The organism is Rhizobium sp. NZLR1b (assembly GCF_019685155.1).
Taxonomy (GTDB): Bacteria; Pseudomonadota; Alphaproteobacteria; order Rhizobiales; family Rhizobiaceae; genus Rhizobium.
In genome coordinates this window covers 187225-205262 of sequence record NZ_JABDWC010000004.1, presented here as the reverse complement: position 1 = coordinate 205262, position 18038 = coordinate 187225, and the positions used below count along the sequence as shown (strand labels likewise).

The 18038-nt window shown below is 60.8% G+C and carries 19 protein-coding genes and 1 pseudogene; 6 read left to right on the top strand and 14 right to left on the bottom strand.

All coding sequences use genetic code 11. The annotated features are described in order from the left end of the window. Positions 1–18: 18 nt before the first annotated feature. Complete coding sequence (locus tag HJB84_RS07635) at positions 19–1065, top strand: 3-carboxy-cis,cis-muconate cycloisomerase (RefSeq protein WP_207585492.1); 1047 nt, start codon at positions 19–21, stop codon at positions 1063–1065. A gap of 37 nt (positions 1066–1102) precedes the next feature. Here HJB84_RS07635 and HJB84_RS07630 read toward each other — a convergent pair whose 3' ends face one another. The 7 genes from HJB84_RS07630 to HJB84_RS07600 form a co-directional block, all read right to left on the bottom strand. Beyond that, positions 1103–1933, bottom strand: a complete 831-nt coding sequence (locus HJB84_RS07630) for a shikimate dehydrogenase (protein ID WP_207585491.1) — start codon at positions 1931–1933, stop codon at positions 1103–1105. Between the two features lie 4 nt (positions 1934–1937). Beyond that, on the bottom strand, positions 1938–3005 hold the full coding sequence (locus HJB84_RS07625) for a Gfo/Idh/MocA family protein (RefSeq protein WP_207585490.1): 1068 nt from the start codon (positions 3003–3005) through the stop codon (positions 1938–1940). 40 nt (positions 3006–3045) lie between these two features. After that, positions 3046–3810: an amino acid ABC transporter ATP-binding protein gene (locus HJB84_RS07620; protein WP_311044992.1), complete on the bottom strand. Its 765-nt coding sequence runs from the start codon at positions 3808–3810 to the stop codon at positions 3046–3048. A 55-nt stretch (positions 3811–3865) separates the two neighbouring features. After that, entirely contained in the window at positions 3866–4507 is a 642-nt protein-coding gene (locus tag HJB84_RS07615; RefSeq protein WP_207585489.1) for an amino acid ABC transporter permease, read from the bottom strand. Between the two features lie 10 nt (positions 4508–4517). Further along, positions 4518–5186 (bottom strand): amino acid ABC transporter permease, encoded by a 669-nt coding sequence (locus HJB84_RS07610; protein WP_207585488.1) that lies wholly within the window; start codon positions 5184–5186, stop codon positions 4518–4520. Then, complete coding sequence (locus tag HJB84_RS07605) at positions 5183–5632, bottom strand: type II 3-dehydroquinate dehydratase (RefSeq protein WP_221115626.1); 450 nt, start codon at positions 5630–5632, stop codon at positions 5183–5185. Before HJB84_RS07605 ends, HJB84_RS07610 begins: the two co-directional genes overlap by 4 nt. Positions 5633–5855: 223 nt before the next feature. Continuing rightward, positions 5856–6686, bottom strand: coding sequence for a transporter substrate-binding domain-containing protein (locus tag HJB84_RS07600; RefSeq protein ID WP_207585486.1), 831 nt, complete (start codon positions 6684–6686; stop codon positions 5856–5858). A gap of 220 nt (positions 6687–6906) precedes the next feature. Here HJB84_RS07600 and HJB84_RS07595 point away from each other — a divergent pair, with 220 nt between their 5' ends. After that, the gene (locus HJB84_RS07595; protein WP_207585485.1) at positions 6907–8802 is read left to right on the top strand and encodes a bifunctional sugar phosphate isomerase/epimerase/4-hydroxyphenylpyruvate dioxygenase family protein; all 1896 of its coding nucleotides are present in this window, start codon (positions 6907–6909) and stop codon (positions 8800–8802) included. A 1-nt stretch (position 8803) separates the two neighbouring features. Here the strand turns inward: HJB84_RS07595 and HJB84_RS07590 are convergent, their stop codons facing one another. The 3 genes from HJB84_RS07590 to HJB84_RS07580 form a co-directional block, all read right to left on the bottom strand. Next, positions 8804–9478: a GntR family transcriptional regulator gene (locus HJB84_RS07590; protein WP_221115625.1), complete on the bottom strand. Its 675-nt coding sequence runs from the start codon at positions 9476–9478 to the stop codon at positions 8804–8806. 60 nt (positions 9479–9538) lie between these two features. Further along, positions 9539–10207 carry a GntR family transcriptional regulator gene (locus HJB84_RS07585; RefSeq protein WP_207585483.1) on the bottom strand — a complete coding sequence of 223 codons (669 nt, stop codon included), beginning with the start codon at positions 10205–10207 and terminating at the stop codon, positions 9539–9541. A gap of 290 nt (positions 10208–10497) precedes the next feature. Next, positions 10498–10899: a hypothetical protein gene (locus HJB84_RS07580; protein WP_259671042.1), complete on the bottom strand. Its 402-nt coding sequence runs from the start codon at positions 10897–10899 to the stop codon at positions 10498–10500. Positions 10900–11315: 416 nt separating this feature from the next. Here HJB84_RS07580 and HJB84_RS07575 point away from each other — a divergent pair, with 416 nt between their 5' ends. After that, a complete protein-coding gene (locus HJB84_RS07575; protein WP_207585482.1) occupies positions 11316–12146 on the top strand; it encodes an MBL fold metallo-hydrolase in 831 nt (276 codons plus the stop codon). Positions 12147–12218: 72 nt separating this feature from the next. Here HJB84_RS07575 and HJB84_RS07570 read toward each other — a convergent pair whose 3' ends face one another. Together HJB84_RS07570 and HJB84_RS07565 are read right to left on the bottom strand one after the other, a co-directional pair. Beyond that, complete coding sequence (locus tag HJB84_RS07570) at positions 12219–13163, bottom strand: dienelactone hydrolase (RefSeq protein ID WP_207585481.1); 945 nt, start codon at positions 13161–13163, stop codon at positions 12219–12221. Positions 13164–13202: 39 nt separating this feature from the next. After that, positions 13203–13961 carry an SDR family oxidoreductase gene (locus HJB84_RS07565; RefSeq protein WP_207585480.1) on the bottom strand — a complete coding sequence of 253 codons (759 nt, stop codon included), beginning with the start codon at positions 13959–13961 and terminating at the stop codon, positions 13203–13205. A gap of 98 nt (positions 13962–14059) precedes the next feature. Between HJB84_RS07565 and HJB84_RS07560 the strand changes: the two genes are divergently transcribed. The 3 genes and pseudogenes from HJB84_RS07560 (at position 14060) to HJB84_RS07555 (ending at position 15952) form a co-directional block, all read left to right on the top strand. Then, complete coding sequence (locus HJB84_RS07560; RefSeq protein WP_207585479.1) at positions 14060–14959, top strand: AraC family transcriptional regulator; 900 nt, start codon at positions 14060–14062, stop codon at positions 14957–14959. 182 nt (positions 14960–15141) lie between these two features. Beyond that, positions 15142–15429: pseudogene (locus HJB84_RS33495) on the top strand (Tn3 family transposase); the annotation flags it as partial. Positions 15430–15577: 148 nt separating this feature from the next. Beyond that, positions 15578–15952, top strand: a complete 375-nt coding sequence (locus HJB84_RS07555; protein WP_221115624.1) for a GFA family protein — start codon at positions 15578–15580, stop codon at positions 15950–15952. A 75-nt stretch (positions 15953–16027) separates the two neighbouring features. Here HJB84_RS07555 and HJB84_RS07550 read toward each other — a convergent pair whose 3' ends face one another. After that, positions 16028–16780, bottom strand: coding sequence for a polysaccharide deacetylase family protein (locus tag HJB84_RS07550; protein WP_221115623.1), 753 nt, complete (start codon positions 16778–16780; stop codon positions 16028–16030). Further along, positions 16777–17871: a glycosyltransferase family 4 protein gene (locus HJB84_RS07545; RefSeq protein WP_207585476.1), complete on the bottom strand. Its 1095-nt coding sequence runs from the start codon at positions 17869–17871 to the stop codon at positions 16777–16779. The genes HJB84_RS07550 and HJB84_RS07545 overlap by 4 nt, the downstream gene beginning before the upstream one ends. Positions 17872–18038 lie beyond the last annotated feature (167 nt).

The following is an 18038-nucleotide window of genomic DNA, read 5'->3' as shown; positions in this document are numbered from 1 at the left end:
ATCACAAACGAGCAATTCATGACCGCATCGCCCTTCGACCATCCCTTCCTCTCCGGCCTGCTCGGCGACGATGAAATCGCGCCCTACTTCTCCGCCGAGGCCGACATTCGCGCCATGCTCGCCTTCGAGGCCGCGCTGGCGAGGGCCGAAGCCACCCATGGCCTCATCCCTGCCGAAGCCGCAAGGCGGATCGCCGAAATCTGCGCCGGCTTTTCTCCCGACCTGCCCCGTTTGCGAGCGGCCACGGCACGCGATGGCGTCGTCGTTCCCGAGCTCATCAAGCAGCTGCGCACCGACGTCGGCGAGGAAGCGGCGAAAAGCCTGCATCTCGGCGCCACCAGCCAGGATGTCATCGACACCAGTCTGATGATCCGGCTGAAGGCCGTCGTCTTCCTGTTTGCCGGCCGGCTTTCCGCCATCGTCGCAGAGCTCGATGGGCTCGATCGCCAGTTCGGCCGCAACCGGCTGATGGGTCATACCCGCATGCAGGCGGCGATCCCGATCAGCGTCTCCGACCGTCTCACTGCGTGGCGCGCGCCGCTGACGACCTATCGCGACCGCCTGACCGAGCAGAGTTTTCCCGTCCAGCTCGGTGGGGCCGCCGGCACGCTCGACAAGCTCGGGCCGCACGCCGCAACCGTCCGTGCCTCGCTCGCCCAGGAACTCGGCCTCACCGACACCACGCAATGGCAGAGCGGCCGTCTGCCGATCGCCGATATTGCCGGCCTGTTTGCGTCGATCTCGGGCAGCCTCGGCAAAATCGGCCAGGATATCGCCCTGCTCGCCCAGTCAGGCCAGGAGATAGAAATATCAGGCGGCGGCACTTCGTCGGCGATGGCCCACAAACAGAACCCCGTTGCCGCCGAGGTGCTGGTCTCGCTTGCCCGCTTCAACGCCACGGCGCTGTCGGGCATTCACCAATCCCTCGTCCATGAACAGGAACGCTCCGGCGCCGCCTGGACGCTCGAATGGCTGCTGCTGCCGCAAATGGCGATGGCAACCGCCGCCAGCTTGCGGCTGGCGGGGGAGTTAGTGGGGAATATCAGGCGGCTTGGGGTGGTCTAAAGCCCGTCGCGATCTTTTACCTCAGGCGAAACGAGCATCAAACGAGCCTGGCTATGGCCCGCAGATTGTCGGCCGTCGTTGTTGGGAATTCGAAGAATTCGAGATAGGCGGGGATTTGTTCGAACAGCATATCCGTGCCGACTTGAAAGGCGCAGCCCCGAGCCCGTGCTGCCTCCAGCAACGGGGTGATCTCCTTGCTCAGCACCACCTCGCCGACGAAGGTCGATGGGGAGATGCGGTCGACATCGATCGGCAGAGGGTCACCCCGCCGCATTCCAAGCGGTGTCGCGTTCACGACGATATCGAACCCTGCCGGATCGAGAGAGCCGGTCGTGACGTGCAGATGCGGATAATATGTCTTCAACCGGCCGAGCAGCGCGGTCGCGGCTGTCTCGCTGGCGTCGAAGATTGCGAGATGGCCCACACCTGCCTGCGCCAGCGACGCCGCGATCGCCGAGCCGACGCCGCCGGCGCCGACGACGAGCGCATGGGCGCCGTCGACCTTTCTGCCTTTGCGCAGAACGCCCCGCACGAAGCCCTCGCCATCGAACATGTCACCAATCAGCCTGCCATCGGCATCGAGACGCACCGCATTACACGAGCCCGCGACTTTGGCGTTGGTCGAGGCTTCGTCGAGCAGTGCCATCGTCGCAATCTTGTGCGGCATCGTGATCAGCGCACCGTGGATATTGGAGAGCCGGAAGACAAGCTTCAGGAACGCCGGATAGTCCTCCGGCCGGCAGCCCATCGGCACGACGACCGCATCGATGCCGGTCTTTTCGAAATACGGATTGTAGATCAGAGGCGCCTTGAACGACTCGGTGGGATAACCGAGGTGAGCGATGAGTTTGGTCGTGCCGGTGATCATGTGGCTAGACTTTCTGGGGATCGGCAGAGGCAACGGCGTCAGAGAGGCGGACCATCTGCCCCGAGCACGCCGATCTCTTGATCGCTTCGACGACCCTGAGGGTGGCGAGTCCCTCGCGCCCGCTTACGAGGGGCGCGGCATCGCCACGTATCACATCGCAAAAATGGCGGAGCTGACGGCAAAGCGGATCGGCTGCTTCAAAGGGTACGCGCTCCTCGGCAAGCGGCTCCAGCCAATTCGGCTTCGACGTCGCTGTCCAAAGCGTCAGATCGGGAATTGCGAGCGAACCCTTGGTGCCGCCGATCTGGTAACAATGGCTGCTGTAGCGTGGAAATGCCGGGTTCTCGCCGGTGGTCGCCTCCCAGCTCCAGGGCGCCGCCACCGCATCGCTGCCGTTAAGCGTGGCGAGAACGCCGTTTGCAAACCGCAACGAGACAACGGCCGTATCCTCGACGGCGTGGTGGCGCACGGCGTGCGATTCCATCGCCTGCACGGCTTCGACCTCGCCGAACAGAAATCGGAAGAGGTCGACATCATGGATCAGGTTGACGAAGATTGGGCCGGCGCCGGCTTCCCGCCGCCAGGAGATGTCGAAATAGTCGTCGGGCTTGGCGACCCAGAAGGTGCCATGCACCGCGATGATCCGGCCAAGCCGGCCGCCGTCGACGATTTGTTTGGCCGCCTGGATCATCGGGTTGTAACGCCGGTGATGGCCGACCAGGATCGGGATCCCGGCCTTCTCGCCGGCCGCAACCAGCGCCGCGGCGGCATCGACATCGTCGGCGATCGGTTTTTCGACCAGAACCGGGATGCCAGCGGCGATGATCTCCATAGCGTTCTCGACGTGGAGCTGGTTCGGTGTTGCCACGATGACGCCGTAAGGCCTGTCTTCCTCACTGATATCCCGGAAGTTCGCATACCATCGGGCGCCGGCATTGCGGGCAAAGTCGTGACCGGCCGAAGACGGATCGATCACGGCGGAGAGAAGCGTTCCGGGCTCGGATATGATGCGCTCGGCATGGCGTCTGCCGATCAGGCCGGCTCCCATGACTGCAATCTTCAATGGCTTCATGATCGGCTCCCAGAATTTGGCGAGGTATCGGCCCTGCCCCCTACTTCCGCAGGATTTCTCCGAGAAATTTCCGGGTGCGCTCGTGCCGCGGGTTAGTGAAGAATTCGGCGGGCGGGGCTTCCTCGACGATCGCGCCGCTGGCCATGAAGATCACCCGGTCGGCGACCTGGCGGGCAAAGCCCATCTCATGGGTGACACAGATCATCGTCATGCCCTCGTCGGCCAATGCGATCATCGTATCCAGCACCTCCTTGACCATCTCCGGGTCGAGCGCCGACGTCGGCTCGTCGAACAGCATCACTTTCGGCCGCATGCAAAGCGCGCGGGCAATGGCGACGCGCTGCTGCTGGCCGCCTGAGAGCTGGACCGGGTATTTGTCGGCCTGCTCCAGGATCTTGACCCGCTCAAGCAGCCCGCGTGCCCGTTCCTCGGCTTCCGCCCTGCCGACGCCGATCGCCTTCATCGGCGCCAGCATGCAGTTCTGCAGCACGGTCAGGTGCGGAAACAGATTGAACTGCTGGAAGACCATGCCGACCTCCCGGCGGATCGCATCGACGGTCTTGGCCTGGTCACTCAGAACGATGCCGCCAACCCGGATTTCACCTTTCTGGTAGGTCTCGAGATGGTTGATACAGCGAATGAGCGTCGACTTGCCGCTGCCGGAAGGCCCGCACAGGACGATCCTCTCGCCGCTGCGGACCGTCATGTTGATATCGTGAAGGGCTTGAAACGAGCCGTACCACTTTTCCACCTGCGCCATGGAGATCATGGTTTCTGCGGCCTGGGCGGGAATGGGACTGGTCATCGGTAGAACTCCGGGATTGGCGGGCAGGGCCGCATCGAGGAACAGGGGACGCGGATCAGCGCGCGGAGGCGGCGAACCTTCGCTCGAGACGCGCCCCGAGAATCGTCAACGGGCAGCACATCAGGAAGTACAGGATGCCGACGACGCCGAAGACCGTCAGCGGTTGGAAGATCTGATTGGAGATGATGTTGCCGGCGCGGGTCAGCTCGGTGAAGCCGACGATCGAGGCAAGAGAGGTGCCTTTGATCAACTGCACGAGGAAGCCGACCGTGGCAGGCAGCGAGATGCGCAGCGCCTGCGGCAGGATGACATCCTTCATGCGGGAGATATAACGAAGGCTCAAAGCCTTCGCCGCTTCCGTCTGGCCGCGCGGAACCGCCTCGATCGATCCGCGCCAGATCTCGCCGAGATAGGCGCTGGCATGAAGCGTCAGTCCGATGGCGACGGCCACCCAGGCATCGAGCATCAGCCCGACCAGAGCGAGACCGTAATAGGTCACGAAAAGCTGCATCAGAAGCGGCGTTCCCTGGAAGACGGCGATGTAGCCGGCGGTCAGGCGTTCCAACAGCGGGATGCCCGAGACGCGGGCGAGAGCGACACCGAGCCCGGCAATGCAGCCGCAGACAAAGCCGACTGCGGAGAGGACGACGGTCCATTTCAGGCCGATCAGGAGGAAGACGAACTCATCGTGACCCATGGAATTCCTCCTACTTGACGGGATATTTGAAGTAGCGGGCCGAAAACAGCGCAAACAGGCGCATCATCAGCCAGGAAATCACGAAATAGAAAACCGTGACGGTGAAGTAGACTTCGAAGCTCCGAAAGCTCTCCGATTCGATCCGCTGGGAAACGGAGGTCAGCTCGTAGGCCGAGATCGCCGAGGCAATGCTGGTGGTCAGTGTCAACAGCACGAACTGGCTGGTCAGAGACGGGTAGATCGCCCGCAACGCCGGCTTGAGGATGATCAGCCGGAAGACCTGCGCCTTGTGCAGGCCAAGCGCCAGGCCGGCTTCCATCTGCCCCTTCGGGATCGACTGGACGCCGCCGCGAATGATCTCGATTGCATAGGCGCCACCATTGATGCCGAGCGCGATGATCGCCGTCGGCGTTGGATCCAGCCTGATGCCGGTGAGCGGAAGCGCGAAGTAGATGAAAAAGATCTGGACCAGGAACGGCGTGTTGCGGATCAACTCGACGAAGGCGATGACCAGCCACCGCACCGGCTTCAGCGGAGAATCGCGCAGGGCAACTCCGCCAATTCCGATGACGATCGCCAGCAGCATTCCACAAATGGCAAGCAGGAATGTCCCGAGACAGCCGAGCAGCAGACTTGGCAGCCCATCGATAACCGGGGTGAAATCCAACTTATAATTCATGCCTTCGCTGCTCCCGCCATGTCGGCCATAGCTCCTATCGCGAGCTCATAACCGCGGGCGCCAAAGCCGATCATGATCGCCGTGGCGACGCGCGAGATCAGCGAATTGTGGTAGATGCTTTCGCGCGCATGAACATTCGAGATGTGCAGCTCGATCTTCGGCGGATCGAACATCTTCAGCGCATCGAGAAGCGCGATTGAGGTGAAGGTATAGCCGGCCGGATTGATGATGATACCGCAGGCCCCTTTGCGGGCCTGGTGCACGCTTTCGACCAACTCGCCCTCGAAATTGGTCTGGCGGAAGTCGATGGCAAAGCCGAGACTCCCAGCCTTTGCGAGGCACTTGTCCTTGATATCTGCCAGCGTCGTCGACCCGTAGATGGCAGGCTCGCGCTCACCCAGCAGGTTCAGGTTCGGTCCGTTGAGCACAAAGATGGTTCTGGTCATGTCGCGCACCTCGGGGCCTTGGGCATGGCGGTTGCGTTGATGGGCAGGGCATGCCCGCCGTCCTAAATAAGGACTTCACTTCTCTCTGGACGTCATCCTCGACCTTGTGCCGAGGATCTGCCGCCGAAGATGCTCGGGACGAGCCCGAGCATGACGGAGGAGTGGTTAGCGGGCCTTATCATCAGCCGGAAGGCCCGGGCCTCGTCCCGCCTTTAGCGTTGGCTCAGTTCACCGCAAACGGAATGCCTTCCAGCGTTTCCGGGAATTGCGGGACCGGGACCTTCATCCACTTGTCGTAGACGGTCTTGAGCTCGCCGTTTGCCTTGATCTTGTCGATGAAGGTGTTCAGCGCCGCGTTGATTTCCTTCTCGCCGAGACGCGTGCAAGCGCCGTTGTAGAGTTTCTGGAATTCAAGCTTGTTTTCGAATTCGCCCGGACGGGCCTTCTCGACGCGGTCCATATAGAAGATGTTGCCGCCCAGCGTATCGACCTGGCCGGAAACGAGGGATTGGACGCTCGCAGCGTCTCCGTCATAGCGCCGGATCGTCGTGCCCTCAGGCGCGTTCTTCGTCACCTGCGTGTCCTGCGCTGCACCCTTGGCGACGCCGACGCTGAATTTGGCCATGTCGGCATTCGTCTTGATCTCTGCCGATTTGGGACCGATCAGAACGATGGCATTGGCCACATAGGGCTTGCTGAACTGCACGGCCTTTGCGCGATCCGGCAGCATCGCCATGGTTGCAAACAGAACGTCGACGCGGCCGGCCGTGAGGGCCGGAATGCGGTTGTTGACTTCAAGCGGCACGAACTCGACGGTAACACCCAATTCCTTGGCAAACAGCGTCGCGATGTCGGCGTCGAGGCCGTCCTGTTTGCCGCCGCTGGTCACAAAACCCCAAGGCGGGTTGTCACCCTGAATTCCGACGATGATCTTACCGCGAGCCTTGATTTCATCAGGCGTAATCGCGGCGGCCGGTTGCGCCAAGGTGACGGCAGCCACAAAGGCTGCGGCTCCGAGCATGGCGTTTCGGCGCGTCAGCATAGACTTGAACATTATGTTTCCTCCTCTTTGACGGTCATTCGACCGGACAGCCACCTCACCTTTTGACTGTGGGAGGAATGATTGCCAGAGACGGACGGCTAAATCAACAGAGTTTTTCAAAATCATATGAGATTTTATAATGCCTCTATCTATTTTAATTCCTCACGAGATTTGCAATAATAGGTGAGAGCGAGTTTTCGCGGCTGGCGGTGGATGCCGAAAGGGCTTTGATATGAAGACCTCGATTGCGACTGTGACGATCAGCGGCGAACTGCCGGAAAAGCTCGAGGCAATCGCCCGAGCGGGCTTCGACGGCGTCGAGATTTTCGAAAATGATTTCCTGGCATTCGACGGAAGCCCGGCCGATGTCGGAAAACTCGTGCGCGACCATGGCCTGGAGATCACGCTGTTTCAGCCGTTTCGAGATTTCGAGGGCATGCCGGAGCCGCTGCGAAGCCGCACCTTCGATCGCGCCGAACGGAAGTTCGACGTGATGCAGCAGCTTGGAACAGATTTGGTGCTGGTCTGCTCGAACGTCTCGCCGGCGGCCATCGGCGGCATCGACCGTGCGGCTGAGGATTTCCGGGAACTCGGCGAGCGTGCCGCCCGGCGTGGACTGAGAGTGGGCTACGAGGCGCTCGCCTGGGGTCGCCATATCAGCGACCACCGCGACGCCTGGGAAATCGTGCGACGCGCCGATCATCCGAATGTCGGCCTCATCCTCGACAGCTTCCACACCTTGTCGCGCAAGATCGACGTCAATTCCATCCGCTCGCTTCCCAAAGAGAAGATCTTTATCGTCCAGCTTGCCGATGCGCCGCTGATCGACATGGACCTGCTCTATTGGAGCCGTCACTTCCGAAATATGCCTGGAGAAGGCGATCTTCCCGTCACGGCGTTCACCGAAGCCGTCGCTGCCACAGGTTATGACGGGTATTTCTCGCTGGAGATTTTCAACGACCAGTTTCGAGGCGGCCTGTCGCGGGCAATCGCCGCCGACGGCCACCGCTCACTGATCTATCTCGGCGACCAGGTGCGGCGCCATCTCGGCGCCGACAGCATGACCGGGGCGGCGATGCCGCAAAGGGCTGCCGTGAAAGGTGTCGGCTTCGTGGAGTTTGCCACGGACGAACAAGATGAAGTCGAGCTGGTGGCTTTGCTGCGCACCCTCGGGTTCAAGCAGACTGCCGTCCACCGCACCAAGAAAGTCTCTCTGTTCGAGCAGGGCGAGATCCGGATCCTCGTCAATGTCGATCAGGCGGGATTCGCCAATGCGGCCTACGCCGTTCATGGCACGTTTGCCTATGCGATCGCCTTGGTCGTCGACGATGCCGCAAAGGCGTATGCGCGCGCCCTTGCCCTGGATGCGGAGGCATTCAGCCAGCCGGTCGCGGCGGGCGAGCTTGAACTGCCGGCCATTCGGGGTGTGGGCGGCGGCATCGTCTATCTGATCGACGACAAGAGCGCCTTGGGGCGCTTTTCCGAAATCGACTTTCGGCCGGTCACCGACGACGCCCAGACGGCGGACGGCGGCCTTTTTCGCGTCGATCACGTCGCCCAGACGGTCGGCTATGATGAAATGCTCACCTGGCTTCTGTTCTACACGTCGATCTTCGAGACCCATAAGACCCCGATGGTCGACATCATCGATCCAGCCGGGGTGGTGCGCAGCCAAGTCGTCGAGAACCAGTCGGGCGAGTTGCGCATTACCATGAACGGAGCCGAAAATCGCCGCACCCTGGCCGGACATTTCATTGCGGAGAAGTTCGGGTCCGGCATCCAGCATCTGGCATTTTCAACCGACGACATCTTTGCAACCGCCGAAAAACTTCGTGGCTGCGGCTTCAGGTCCCTGCACATTTCGCCGAACTATTACGACGACGTCGAAGCCCGCTTCGGGCTCGATCCTGTCATGACCGAGCGGCTGAAAGCAGAGAACATCCTCTATGACCGAGACGAGCATGGCGAATATTTCCAGCTCTATAGCGGAACCTATGGCGAGGGTTTCTTTTTCGAGATCGTCGAGCGCCGCGGCTATCGCGGATATGGCGCGCCAAATGCAATTTTCCGGATCGCCGCGCTGAAAAGGCAGATGCGTCCGGAAGGAATTCCGAAAGACGCTTATTAAATCAGAGAATGCGGCCGCTCTTCAGCACCTGCTCTACGCCGCTTTGTACATGCCGTCTGACCACCTCGGTCGCGCCGGCGACGTCACGTTGAATGGACAGTTCGAACAAAAGCCTGTGGTCATCGACAACAGGCTTTCCGCGAAAGCTTTCGGCCAGCATATGGTAACGAAGGAAGCGGTCGAACACCGACGACAATGTCGCCATCAGCGTCGCTGAATTGCAGGCCGAGACGATCGCCTGATGGAACTCCCAATCGTATCGGACCCAGTCGACCGTGCGCGAGACGTCGCCCGCCAGCAGCTTGCGCTCAGCGGCAGCCAGCCGGTGATGGGCAGCGACGATGCGCCCTTCCCATTCGAGATTTCCGGCTGCGAATGCAGGGCCGATCGCATGCGTTTCAAGAACGATCCTCAGGTCGGCAAGCTCCAGCAACTCCCGCCGCGAAGCAGGGCTCACTTCAAAACCACGCTGCCCCTCGGCGACGACGAGGTTCTCCGTGGTCAGGCGGCTCAGAATTTCGCGCAGCGACGAAATGCCGATCGAGTAGCGCTCCTTTGCCTGCTCCAGTTTGATCTTGGCCCCCGGCGCCAATATGCCTGATATGATATCCTCGCGGATCTGCCGGAAGACGACATCGCTTACTGTTTCAGCCGGGTCGTGGACTTGCTTGAGCATGGCTTTTCCTGGTTTCGCCGAGAAGTGTGATGGCCTTAAATCTTGAAAAGACCTCCGTTGTTATTTCAATGTCCCTTTGGCCAGCGCATGTTCCACCCCGCCCTGGATATGAAACGCAAGCACTCGCTTGGCCGTCTCTGCATCCCGTCGCAGGGCCGCATCCAGAAGCTGCTGGTGTTCATCGGCGGCGACGTCACCCCGGTAGGACAAAGCGACCATCTGATACCTTAGATATTTGTCGAAGATCCCCGAGTGGGTCTGCATCAGCAGTTTCGACCCGCATGCGGAAATCAAGGCCTGGTGGAATTCCCAATCATAGCGCTTCCAGTCCTCGGCCCTGCTGGTGTCGCCGGTTGCCATCACCTGCTCCATCCGCGCCAGTTTGTAGTGGGCCGATACCAGCGGCGCCTCCCATTCCACGTCTCCATGCGCGAATGACTGCTCCAAGGCATGCGTCTCGAGCAGAAGCCGCATTGCCGCCGTCTCCTTGAGGTCGGAGACGGATACCGGAGAAACTTCAAACCCCTTCTGTCCCTCGGCAACGACCAGACCCTCGGAGGAGAGCCGGTTCAGCACCTCTCTGAGCGTACTGATGCTGGTATCGTAGGCCTCCTTCAGGCTTTCCAGTCTCAATTTTTGCCCGGGCGCCAGCCGCCCGAAAATGATGTCGGCCCGAATGCGCCGGTAGCTGCTCTCGGCGATGGTCTCGTTTACAACAGGCTGGAGCATCACGAGTCTCTTATATTTCTCATATCATCTGATATATCGCTTTTCGGCAATGCCAAGCAAGGAAGCATTCACGCAATACCGAACCCAATTTTCTCATACGATGGAGGTTTCCGCGGACACTGAATGTGCGCGGATCCACATACCCCTTTAGTTTGGTCAGGCTTGCGCTCTCTATTCGGTCACAGATGCGAGTCACACCGACCTCGGCGGAGATGCCTGTCGTGTCCAGCCTCAGGAATTGCGGCGGCAGAAATCAACGCCCGCTGGATGATCCAACAATTGTCGGCGGTTTATGCACTTTCTGGCAAATGCACAGGAAGATAGCTCAGGGGAACAAGCTGGGTATCGAGATCGGGACCTTCCCATTGGCCTGGGTCATAGAAAATGCCGTTATCAGCGTCATACAGGATAAAGTGGTCTCCTTCGACATGGACGAGCGCCACCCCGATGACGTCACTCCAGCTCTCCACCTTGCGTACCTCGCCAATACGCCACCCCAACTCGCTTAGGACACAGCTTAGTTCTTTCCACGTGGTGTAATGATTGGTCTGTGCTCCCCAATCGATCATGCCGGCAAGTTGGCCGTAGGGTCTGCCGGTGAGCATCTGCAAGACAAAAACGCCGCAACCATCATCCCGCGGGCGTTGCGTTACAAATTGAAAGCGGACCTTGGCGGGGTTGGGTTGCGCCAATGCTCAGTTCTCCAATTCATTCGGTAGTGCCCGCTCAACCGGGCGATGAGCGCGGGACGACTGGCAAAAACAGCTTCCATTGCGCGGGGTGCTTGATTTCTCGGGCGTGGAATTCGTGATGCTGGCAGGCTGAATTCTGGCGCGAGGTGACAGCAATTGTTTTTTCAATCGTGCGCAACCATCTAATAGGCATGACTTACGGGAAAATGTCCCCGCCCAGCAGCCCGTTTACCGAAAACCAACCATACTGGCTTGCTTTCCGGCGCAAAAGCCGATTGCTTAGGAAAATCTACTCCTTCTTCCGCTAGCGGTTAGGAGAATGAGAGGGGCACAGGCAAACCCGTGGAATTCTACTGCTTCGCATCGGGATAAACTATGATTACGATGGCGATGCGGGAAGGCCGGTTTGAAGAACGATGACGACAGAACTGTTTCAGGTAAAATTTTGGGGCGTCCGGGGCAGTATTCCCGTATCGGGCCCCGAGTTCGACCGCTACGGCGGTAATACGTCCTGCATCGAAATTCGCTGCGGAAAACATCGGATGATCTTCGACGCGGGCTCCGGCCTGCGCGAGGCGGGGCTGTCATTGCTCGCCGACGGCGTCAGCGACGTCGATCTGTTCTTCAGCCATTGCCATTACGACCACATCATCGGCCTGCCGTTTTTCAAGGCGATCTATTATCCCTCGATCAACGTCAACATCTGGTCCGGCCATCTCGACGGCAAGATGAGCACGCGGGAAATGGTCGAGCAGTTCATCAGCCCGCCCTGGTTTCCGGTCAAGACCGACATCTGTCAGGCGACGATGAACTTCCGAGATTTCCATTCCGGACAGGTGCTGACGCCTCACGAGGGCATCGAGATCAAGACCTTCATGCTCAACCACCCGGGCGGCGCCATCGGCTACCGCATCGAATGGCAGGGCCGTTCGGTCGCACTGATCTATGATATCGAGCATATTCCAGGCGCTTACGACCCGGTCTCGCTGGAGATGATGAAGGGTGCCGATCTCGTCGTCTACGACTGCACCTACAATGAAGACGAGATGCAGCGTTTCAAGGGCTTCGGCCATTCGACCTGGGAGCATGGCACCGAGCTTGCAAAGATAGCCGGCGCCAAACGTTTCGCCCTGTTCCACCACGCCCCCTCCCGCACCGACGAACAGCTGGCGCAGATGGAAACGCAGGCGCAGGCCGCATTCCCTGAATCCTTTGCCGCCCGCGACAACCAGATCGTGGTGATCTAGGTGCGCAAGAACACCCCTTCCGCTTCAGCAGCCAGAAGGTGACTTGCTAGCAGCCGGGGCGCCGGATGTGGCTTAGTGTGTACGGCGCGTGACGTGCCCAATCGGAGCCGCAAGACCCTCAAGCGCGCCGCACGCGCCAACCCACGCATGTTCATCGACTGCAAGTGCCGTCTGAAGCCAGGCGAGGGTCAAACGTTTCGTGGCTTCCAGTACATCTGGAGCCTCGGTTTCGGTCTCGCGCGCGTCAAGGCCGGCAATCCCGCCAAGCCCGTGTCCAACCTCGCGCAACATCAACAGTGCCTCCGCGCCCGGGCCATCCTGAAAAGCATCCGCATGCCATTCGGGACCGCGCGGGGTGAAATGCGGATCATCCTGATCACCACAGACAACAAGGCTGAGGGTTGTCAGACTGGAAAAATCCACATCGAAGAAGGGAAACCGGCTTGCGTTCTCCTCGGTCATGTCCTTTCCGCCGCGCCCAGGAGCAGCCAGCAGAATTCCCGCCGAAATTCGAGGATCGGAAAAATCCTCACCGTCCACGCGCGCGCCCAACAGAAGCCCAACGGTGTGGCCGCCAAAGGAATGACCGGCCGCCGCGATTCGGGAATGATCCAGCCGCCCGGAGACAGCGGGCGCCTGATGTTCCACCTCAACCAATTGCTCGATGACCGCCTTCAGCTCCTCCACGCGCTCGCGCCAGAAGAAAGGCGCGCCAGGTGCGCCTGCAGGCAAACCGCCGACGCGCGAGCTTGCATGCGTTGGCTGAATGACAGCGAAACCGCGTTCCGCCCAAAACTGAGCCAATGGAGCGTAGCCGTCCTTCGATGGAAGGTAATTTGAGGGGCCGAAACCGTGCGACACGAGCACGATGGGCAGGTGGCTGCCCGTTGCAGGTGCGGTTAAACGCAGTTCAAGCGGCTGGCGGCCTTCCATTGGCAAACGGATTGGGGTGTAGGCTACAGTGAGAGTGGCATCAGGCGTGGGAATGTGGCTGGCGAGATTGATCAGATTGTTCATGGTCGAATATCCTGAGCTTGGGTTTCCGAGTAGTCGCCTTCACGCCACAGGATGACCTGTCTCGCGGAACCAGGTCTGCGCATCCGCCCCGGCAGGGCTCCGCATCGGCGCGTCCGGCTCCGTTACGGCACGCCAGACGGCCTGGGCCACATCTTCCGGCGTCGTCACCTCGGTCCCCGTGCGCAAGGCCGTGAGATAGTCGTGAACGAATGCGCTGTAAGGTTGGGGGATCTCCATTCCCATGCGTGCCACTGCATTCTTCCCGAAGGCGGTCGTCGGAGCCGAGCCGGGCAGCACCAGCCGCGTGCGCACGCCGAAGAGCGCGGCCTCAAGGGCAAGGCTTTCGGTGAAAGCGTTCAAAGCCGCCTTACTGGCGCTATAAATGGATAGTGCAGGCAGCGGCTTGATGGTGACGCTGGAACTGACATTCACGATGACGCCCGCACCTCGTACCCGCATCTGCGGAAGGACCGCTTTGGTCAGTGCGATCGCGCCGAAGACATTTGTTTCGAAGAGGTCGCGGACATTCGACATCTCAGCGCCTTCCAGCACGTTCAGCATGCCAACACCGGCATTGTTGACCAGAGCATCGATCGGCCCGGCGGTTTCGACAGCCCTTATGATGCTTTCCGCATTGGTAACATCCAACGCAATCACTCTAAGGCTTTCAGTATCCGGTAGCAGGTCGGTCCGCGGGGTGCGCATGGTCGCGGCCACGTCCCATCCAGCCTGCAGGAAGGTGTGCGCGATGGCGAGCCCGAATCCGGAAGAGCAACCGGTGACGAGGATCTTTGGCATGTGTCTGTCTCCTGACGATTACGCTGCCAAGAGATGGACTACTTGTACCGGACTATCTATATTCGTTTGTCCGAATTCATTTAGCACAAGTCCAATTCATGACCGACCCAATTGCAGAAGTCGTTTCCCTGCTGAAGCCAATCCCGTCGATATCCAAATTGGTGACAGGCGGCGGCCGCTGGCTCGTCGAGCGCACTGAGCTCGGAAGCCCCTTCTATTGCGCCGTGGTCGAAGGGTGTTGTCGGATGACCATCACTGGTGGTGAGCCGATGCTGCTGACGGCCGGTGACTTCGTGCTGGTTCCGGAAGTCTTCTCGTTCACAATGAGCAGCTTGGAACCACCGCATCGCGGAGCGCTTGCGCAGCGTCTTGAGACTAGTCCGGGTGTATTCCGGTTGGGAGACCCTGATGCGCCGGCCGAGATCAAGGCAATGGTTGGACATTGTGCTTTCGGCTCGGATGACAAGGCTCTTCTCGTCTCGCTATTGCCGGAGGTCATTCATGTCCGCGGTGAAGACCGCCTAACCATGCTGGTCCGGATGATAAACGACGAAACGCGACACGACCGGACTGCCCGAGAAATGGTGCTTCGCCGGTTGTTGGAGGTGATGTTGATTGAGGCGTTACGCTCAACGAGCGGTGCGGCTGCGCCACCGGGCCTCTTGCGCGGCATGGCCGATCCGCAGCTGGCGCCCACATTGCGCCGGATTCACGAACATCCAGGTCGCAGTATAACCGTGGAAGCGCTGGCGCAGGATTCAGCCATGTCACGTTCAACTTTCTTTGAGCGGTTCCGGAGAGAGGTTGGTGTAGCCCCCATGGAATACGCAACTGGCTGGCGGATGGCACTGGCAAAGCAACTCCTTCGCAGTGATGTTGCAACCGCAGAGATTGCACAACGCGTTGGCTATGGCTCGGCAAGCGCGTTTAGCGTGGCATTTAGCCGGCACGTGGGAACATCGCCCGGGGCCTATGCGCGATCAAATCCTCTTGGGTAACGGGTAGCTCGATCGCGAAGGCGCGGGCAGACCGGTTTTGGACTTCCCCTGCCGATATAAAGGTCGGAACTGTTCCTGGTGACACGCGGCTTTATCAACCAAAGACAGCGAGTGCTGATTTGACGATAATCCCACCATCCGGACGTCTTTGACGGCCGGTAGCGGCGCGAAAAACTTGCTGCGATGCCGCCCACAAACTCAAACGCGCCTTCCACAAGCGTGGCGAAATCCGTGACCGGTCCTTCGGCAGCCAGGCATTCTGCGCCTCGGCCCTCAAATCTGGTCGTCAGCGCCCATCGTCCACTGGAACGCCGTCTATCTCAGCCGGGCGACAGCCCATCTGCGCCAGCAGGGCCGAACATCCCCGACGATCTGCTCAAACACGTCTCGCCGCTCAGTTGGGCGCATATAACCTCACCGGCATCTACTTCAGGCCATTGCCGCTAGGCAGAATCCTCCGGGCTGCGTGATGTTCACAATACGTTCGATCTTAGCGCCGGATTTTGAACTGCTCTTGTCCTGCCCCCAGCGCGCTGCAGGCCGTTTTCGCGCTAACGGAACAGATGCCGGTCCTGACCGTTTCCTCGGCATCGCAAGATCGATGAAGCGGATATCCCTATGACCAACCTTTCCGGAAAGTGCCTTTGCGGGCAGGTGCACATCTCTGTTGGCGGCGAACCCATTCGCGTTGGAATCTGTCATTGCATGGACTGCAGGAAGGAAAGCGGTTCGGCCTTTACCTTCTACGGGATCTGGCCCGCCGGCCAGTTTGAGCATTCTGGGGAAACCGGCGAATTCCAAGGCCGGCATTTCTGCAGCGGCTGTGGTTCGCGGCTATTTTCCGTCGATGACGAGGAGGCAGAAATCAAGCTCGGCATTCTGTCCGAAGCCCCGACGCCCCTGGTGCCCGGCTACGAACTCTGGATCAAGCGCCGCGAACCGTGGCTGCGGCCGGTGGAGGGCGCCGAGCAGTTCGAGGAAGACCGTAGATGAGCGGGGCCATCGGAGGCCTTCCGATGGCCAGCCTCGTCCGGCATCGCCGGATCATCGTCGCAGGCGTCGAGACTCTCACCGCTTGAGAAGCGCCGATGCCGCCGACCAGTGGACGGCAGGATGTCGGCCTGTCGCCGCGAATAAGGCTGACAGAAAGTTCCATGCGGCCGCGTCGTGCACCAGATGGTGGGTGAGCACGCCGATCGGCTCGTCGCTGCCGGCAAACCGGTCGTCAAGCTCGGCCACCAGCTCGGCCACCAATTCCGCCTCGCTGCGTCCGCCGCGCGTGCCGTGCCAATCGATGATGTCGACATGGGTGTTGAGAAGCGGCACCGGGCCGTCCTGCTGTGCCCGCCCATAAACCGAAAGTGCCGTAAACCCAAGCGCGGGCAATGCCGGGATGAGGGCGGCATCGATCCGGTTCCACGGCGGCACCAGCACCGGCAGGAAACGGGTGGGATGGAGCCGCTGCAGCAACCGCAGCCCTTCGCCCAATTCGCCGAGCACGACGTCTGCCGGCCGATCGCCGCCGAGTTCCTGCTTCTTGCCCTCCGGCCTCGCATGGTTCGTATGCGACCAGCCATGCACGGCGACAGTGACGCCTGCTTCCCCCGCCAGCCGCGCGGCCAATGCCCCGCCGGTCAGGCCGGGAATGACGGCAAGCGTCAGCGGCACCGCGCTCTCGCCCGTCAGCGCCAGCTGCATCTCCAACGCCAGCGTCGGCTCGACGGCATCGTCATCCCGCAGCCAGAAGCGGGCTACGCGGCCGGCGGCTTGCCAGCGGTCAAGCTCGCGGCGCAGCGGCTCCCAGATCGTCTTGTCGGTCATCGCCTTACTCCTGTTGCAGCATTGTCCTGCAAAATTCCGTCCAATATCTCAGCCGCCCTCGCCAGCGAGCGTTGCCCGAGCACGAAGCGCCGCGCCGCCTTCCCCACGGCGTCGCGCCTCTCCCCGTCGTCGAGCAGGGCAGCGATGGCCGCGGCATAGGCGGCGAGGTCGCCATCCGGCGTCAGCAGGCCGGTCACCCCGGCCTCGACCACATCAGGCACCCCCGCCGTTTCCTGCGCCACGACCGGCAGGCCGGCGGCCTGGGCTTCCAGATAGGCAAGACCATAGGCCTCGCCGCAGCCGGGCCAGACATAGATACCGCCGCGTCCAAGCAATTCGGCGATATCGGCCGCGTCCCGCTCGCCCAGCCATTCGATGCGGTCCGTGGAAAAACCGGCAAACAGCGCCTGAACCGCGTGGCGCATCGGCCCATCGCCGATGACTGCAAGCGTCCACGGCCGGTCTTCGATCAGCAGCAGCGCTTTTGCAAGCATCGTATAACTCTCCATCTTGTCACCCGCACGCATCATCGCCACCACCATCAGCCGCAGCGGATCGGGCGCCGGTGAGACCCTCTCGAACAGCCCCGTGTCGATGAAGGGTTGGAGACCGGCAAGACGCGCCTGCGGAAAGGCGGCCGAAAGCCCGGCCCGGTCACGCGCGGTGAAGCTGATATTGACTGCTGCCTGCAGGATCGCCTCGCCGACTGACTTCTGCACGCCTGCCCAGCCGGTCCTGTCGCGTTTGCCCGCATAGGAGGCTTCGACGGTGACATAGGGGATGACCAATTCGGCTGAAATCACCGGCCCGAACGGGTCGGGCGATTTGTAATAGGGGTGGTAGCAGAACCACAGCTCGGGTCGCGGCGCCGAAGTCCATTTTTCCCGCAGCCGCTGCAGTTCGGTACGGATCGCCGGTTCGAGCGCCGCTGCCGCCTCGGGTGTCGCGGCATAGGTGCGGAATTCTGAAATGATCTCGACTTCATGGCCGGCGTGCTCCAGCGCCCGGATCAACAGCCGCGCCATCAGCCGGTCGCCTGACGGCACCGGATGGTTCGGCGATTTCATCGGCGCGTAGAAAGCCACCCGCATGCACAACCCTCACGTAAGGACACACTGTTTCCAACCGGCATGCCCGGTGGCGAAACTCCGCTATTGTCCATTTCTCTAAAACTTGCGCATAAGCATATGGAATGTGATGGCGATGGAAGCAATTCCGCCTCTTTCTCAATTTCTATGGGCCTGCGGTTGCATCGACA

Excerpts from the sequence above, each read along its gene's own strand:
- HJB84_RS07635 (WP_207585492.1), top strand. The coding sequence starts at position 19 with ATGACCGCATCGCCCTTCGACCATCCCTTCCTCTCCGGCCTGCTCGGC.
- HJB84_RS07630 (WP_207585491.1), bottom strand. The coding sequence starts at position 1,933 with ATGATCACCGGCACGACCAAACTCATCGCTCACCTCGGTTATCCCACC.
- HJB84_RS07625 (WP_207585490.1), bottom strand. The coding sequence starts at position 3,005 with ATGAAGCCATTGAAGATTGCAGTCATGGGAGCCGGCCTGATCGGCAGA.
- HJB84_RS07620 (WP_311044992.1), bottom strand. The coding sequence starts at position 3,810 with ATGACCAGTCCCATTCCCGCCCAGGCCGCAGAAACCATGATCTCCATG.
- HJB84_RS07615 (WP_207585489.1), bottom strand. The coding sequence starts at position 4,507 with ATGGGTCACGATGAGTTCGTCTTCCTCCTGATCGGCCTGAAATGGACC.
- HJB84_RS07610 (WP_207585488.1), bottom strand. The coding sequence starts at position 5,186 with ATGAATTATAAGTTGGATTTCACCCCGGTTATCGATGGGCTGCCAAGT.
- HJB84_RS07605 (WP_221115626.1), bottom strand. The coding sequence starts at position 5,632 with ATGACCAGAACCATCTTTGTGCTCAACGGACCGAACCTGAACCTGCTG.
- HJB84_RS07600 (WP_207585486.1), bottom strand. The coding sequence starts at position 6,686 with ATGTTCAAGTCTATGCTGACGCGCCGAAACGCCATGCTCGGAGCCGCA.
- HJB84_RS07595 (WP_207585485.1), top strand. The coding sequence starts at position 6,907 with ATGAAGACCTCGATTGCGACTGTGACGATCAGCGGCGAACTGCCGGAA.
- HJB84_RS07590 (WP_221115625.1), bottom strand. The coding sequence starts at position 9,478 with ATGCTCAAGCAAGTCCACGACCCGGCTGAAACAGTAAGCGATGTCGTC.
- HJB84_RS07585 (WP_207585483.1), bottom strand. The coding sequence starts at position 10,207 with ATGCTCCAGCCTGTTGTAAACGAGACCATCGCCGAGAGCAGCTACCGG.
- HJB84_RS07575 (WP_207585482.1), top strand. The coding sequence starts at position 11,316 with ATGACGACAGAACTGTTTCAGGTAAAATTTTGGGGCGTCCGGGGCAGT.
- HJB84_RS07570 (WP_207585481.1), bottom strand. The coding sequence starts at position 13,163 with ATGAACAATCTGATCAATCTCGCCAGCCACATTCCCACGCCTGATGCC.
- HJB84_RS07565 (WP_207585480.1), bottom strand. The coding sequence starts at position 13,961 with ATGCCAAAGATCCTCGTCACCGGTTGCTCTTCCGGATTCGGGCTCGCC.
- HJB84_RS07560 (WP_207585479.1), top strand. The coding sequence starts at position 14,060 with ATGACCGACCCAATTGCAGAAGTCGTTTCCCTGCTGAAGCCAATCCCG.
- HJB84_RS07555 (WP_221115624.1), top strand. The coding sequence starts at position 15,578 with ATGACCAACCTTTCCGGAAAGTGCCTTTGCGGGCAGGTGCACATCTCT.
- HJB84_RS07550 (WP_221115623.1), bottom strand. The coding sequence starts at position 16,780 with ATGACCGACAAGACGATCTGGGAGCCGCTGCGCCGCGAGCTTGACCGC.
- HJB84_RS07545 (WP_207585476.1), bottom strand. The coding sequence starts at position 17,871 with ATGCGGGTGGCTTTCTACGCGCCGATGAAATCGCCGAACCATCCGGTG.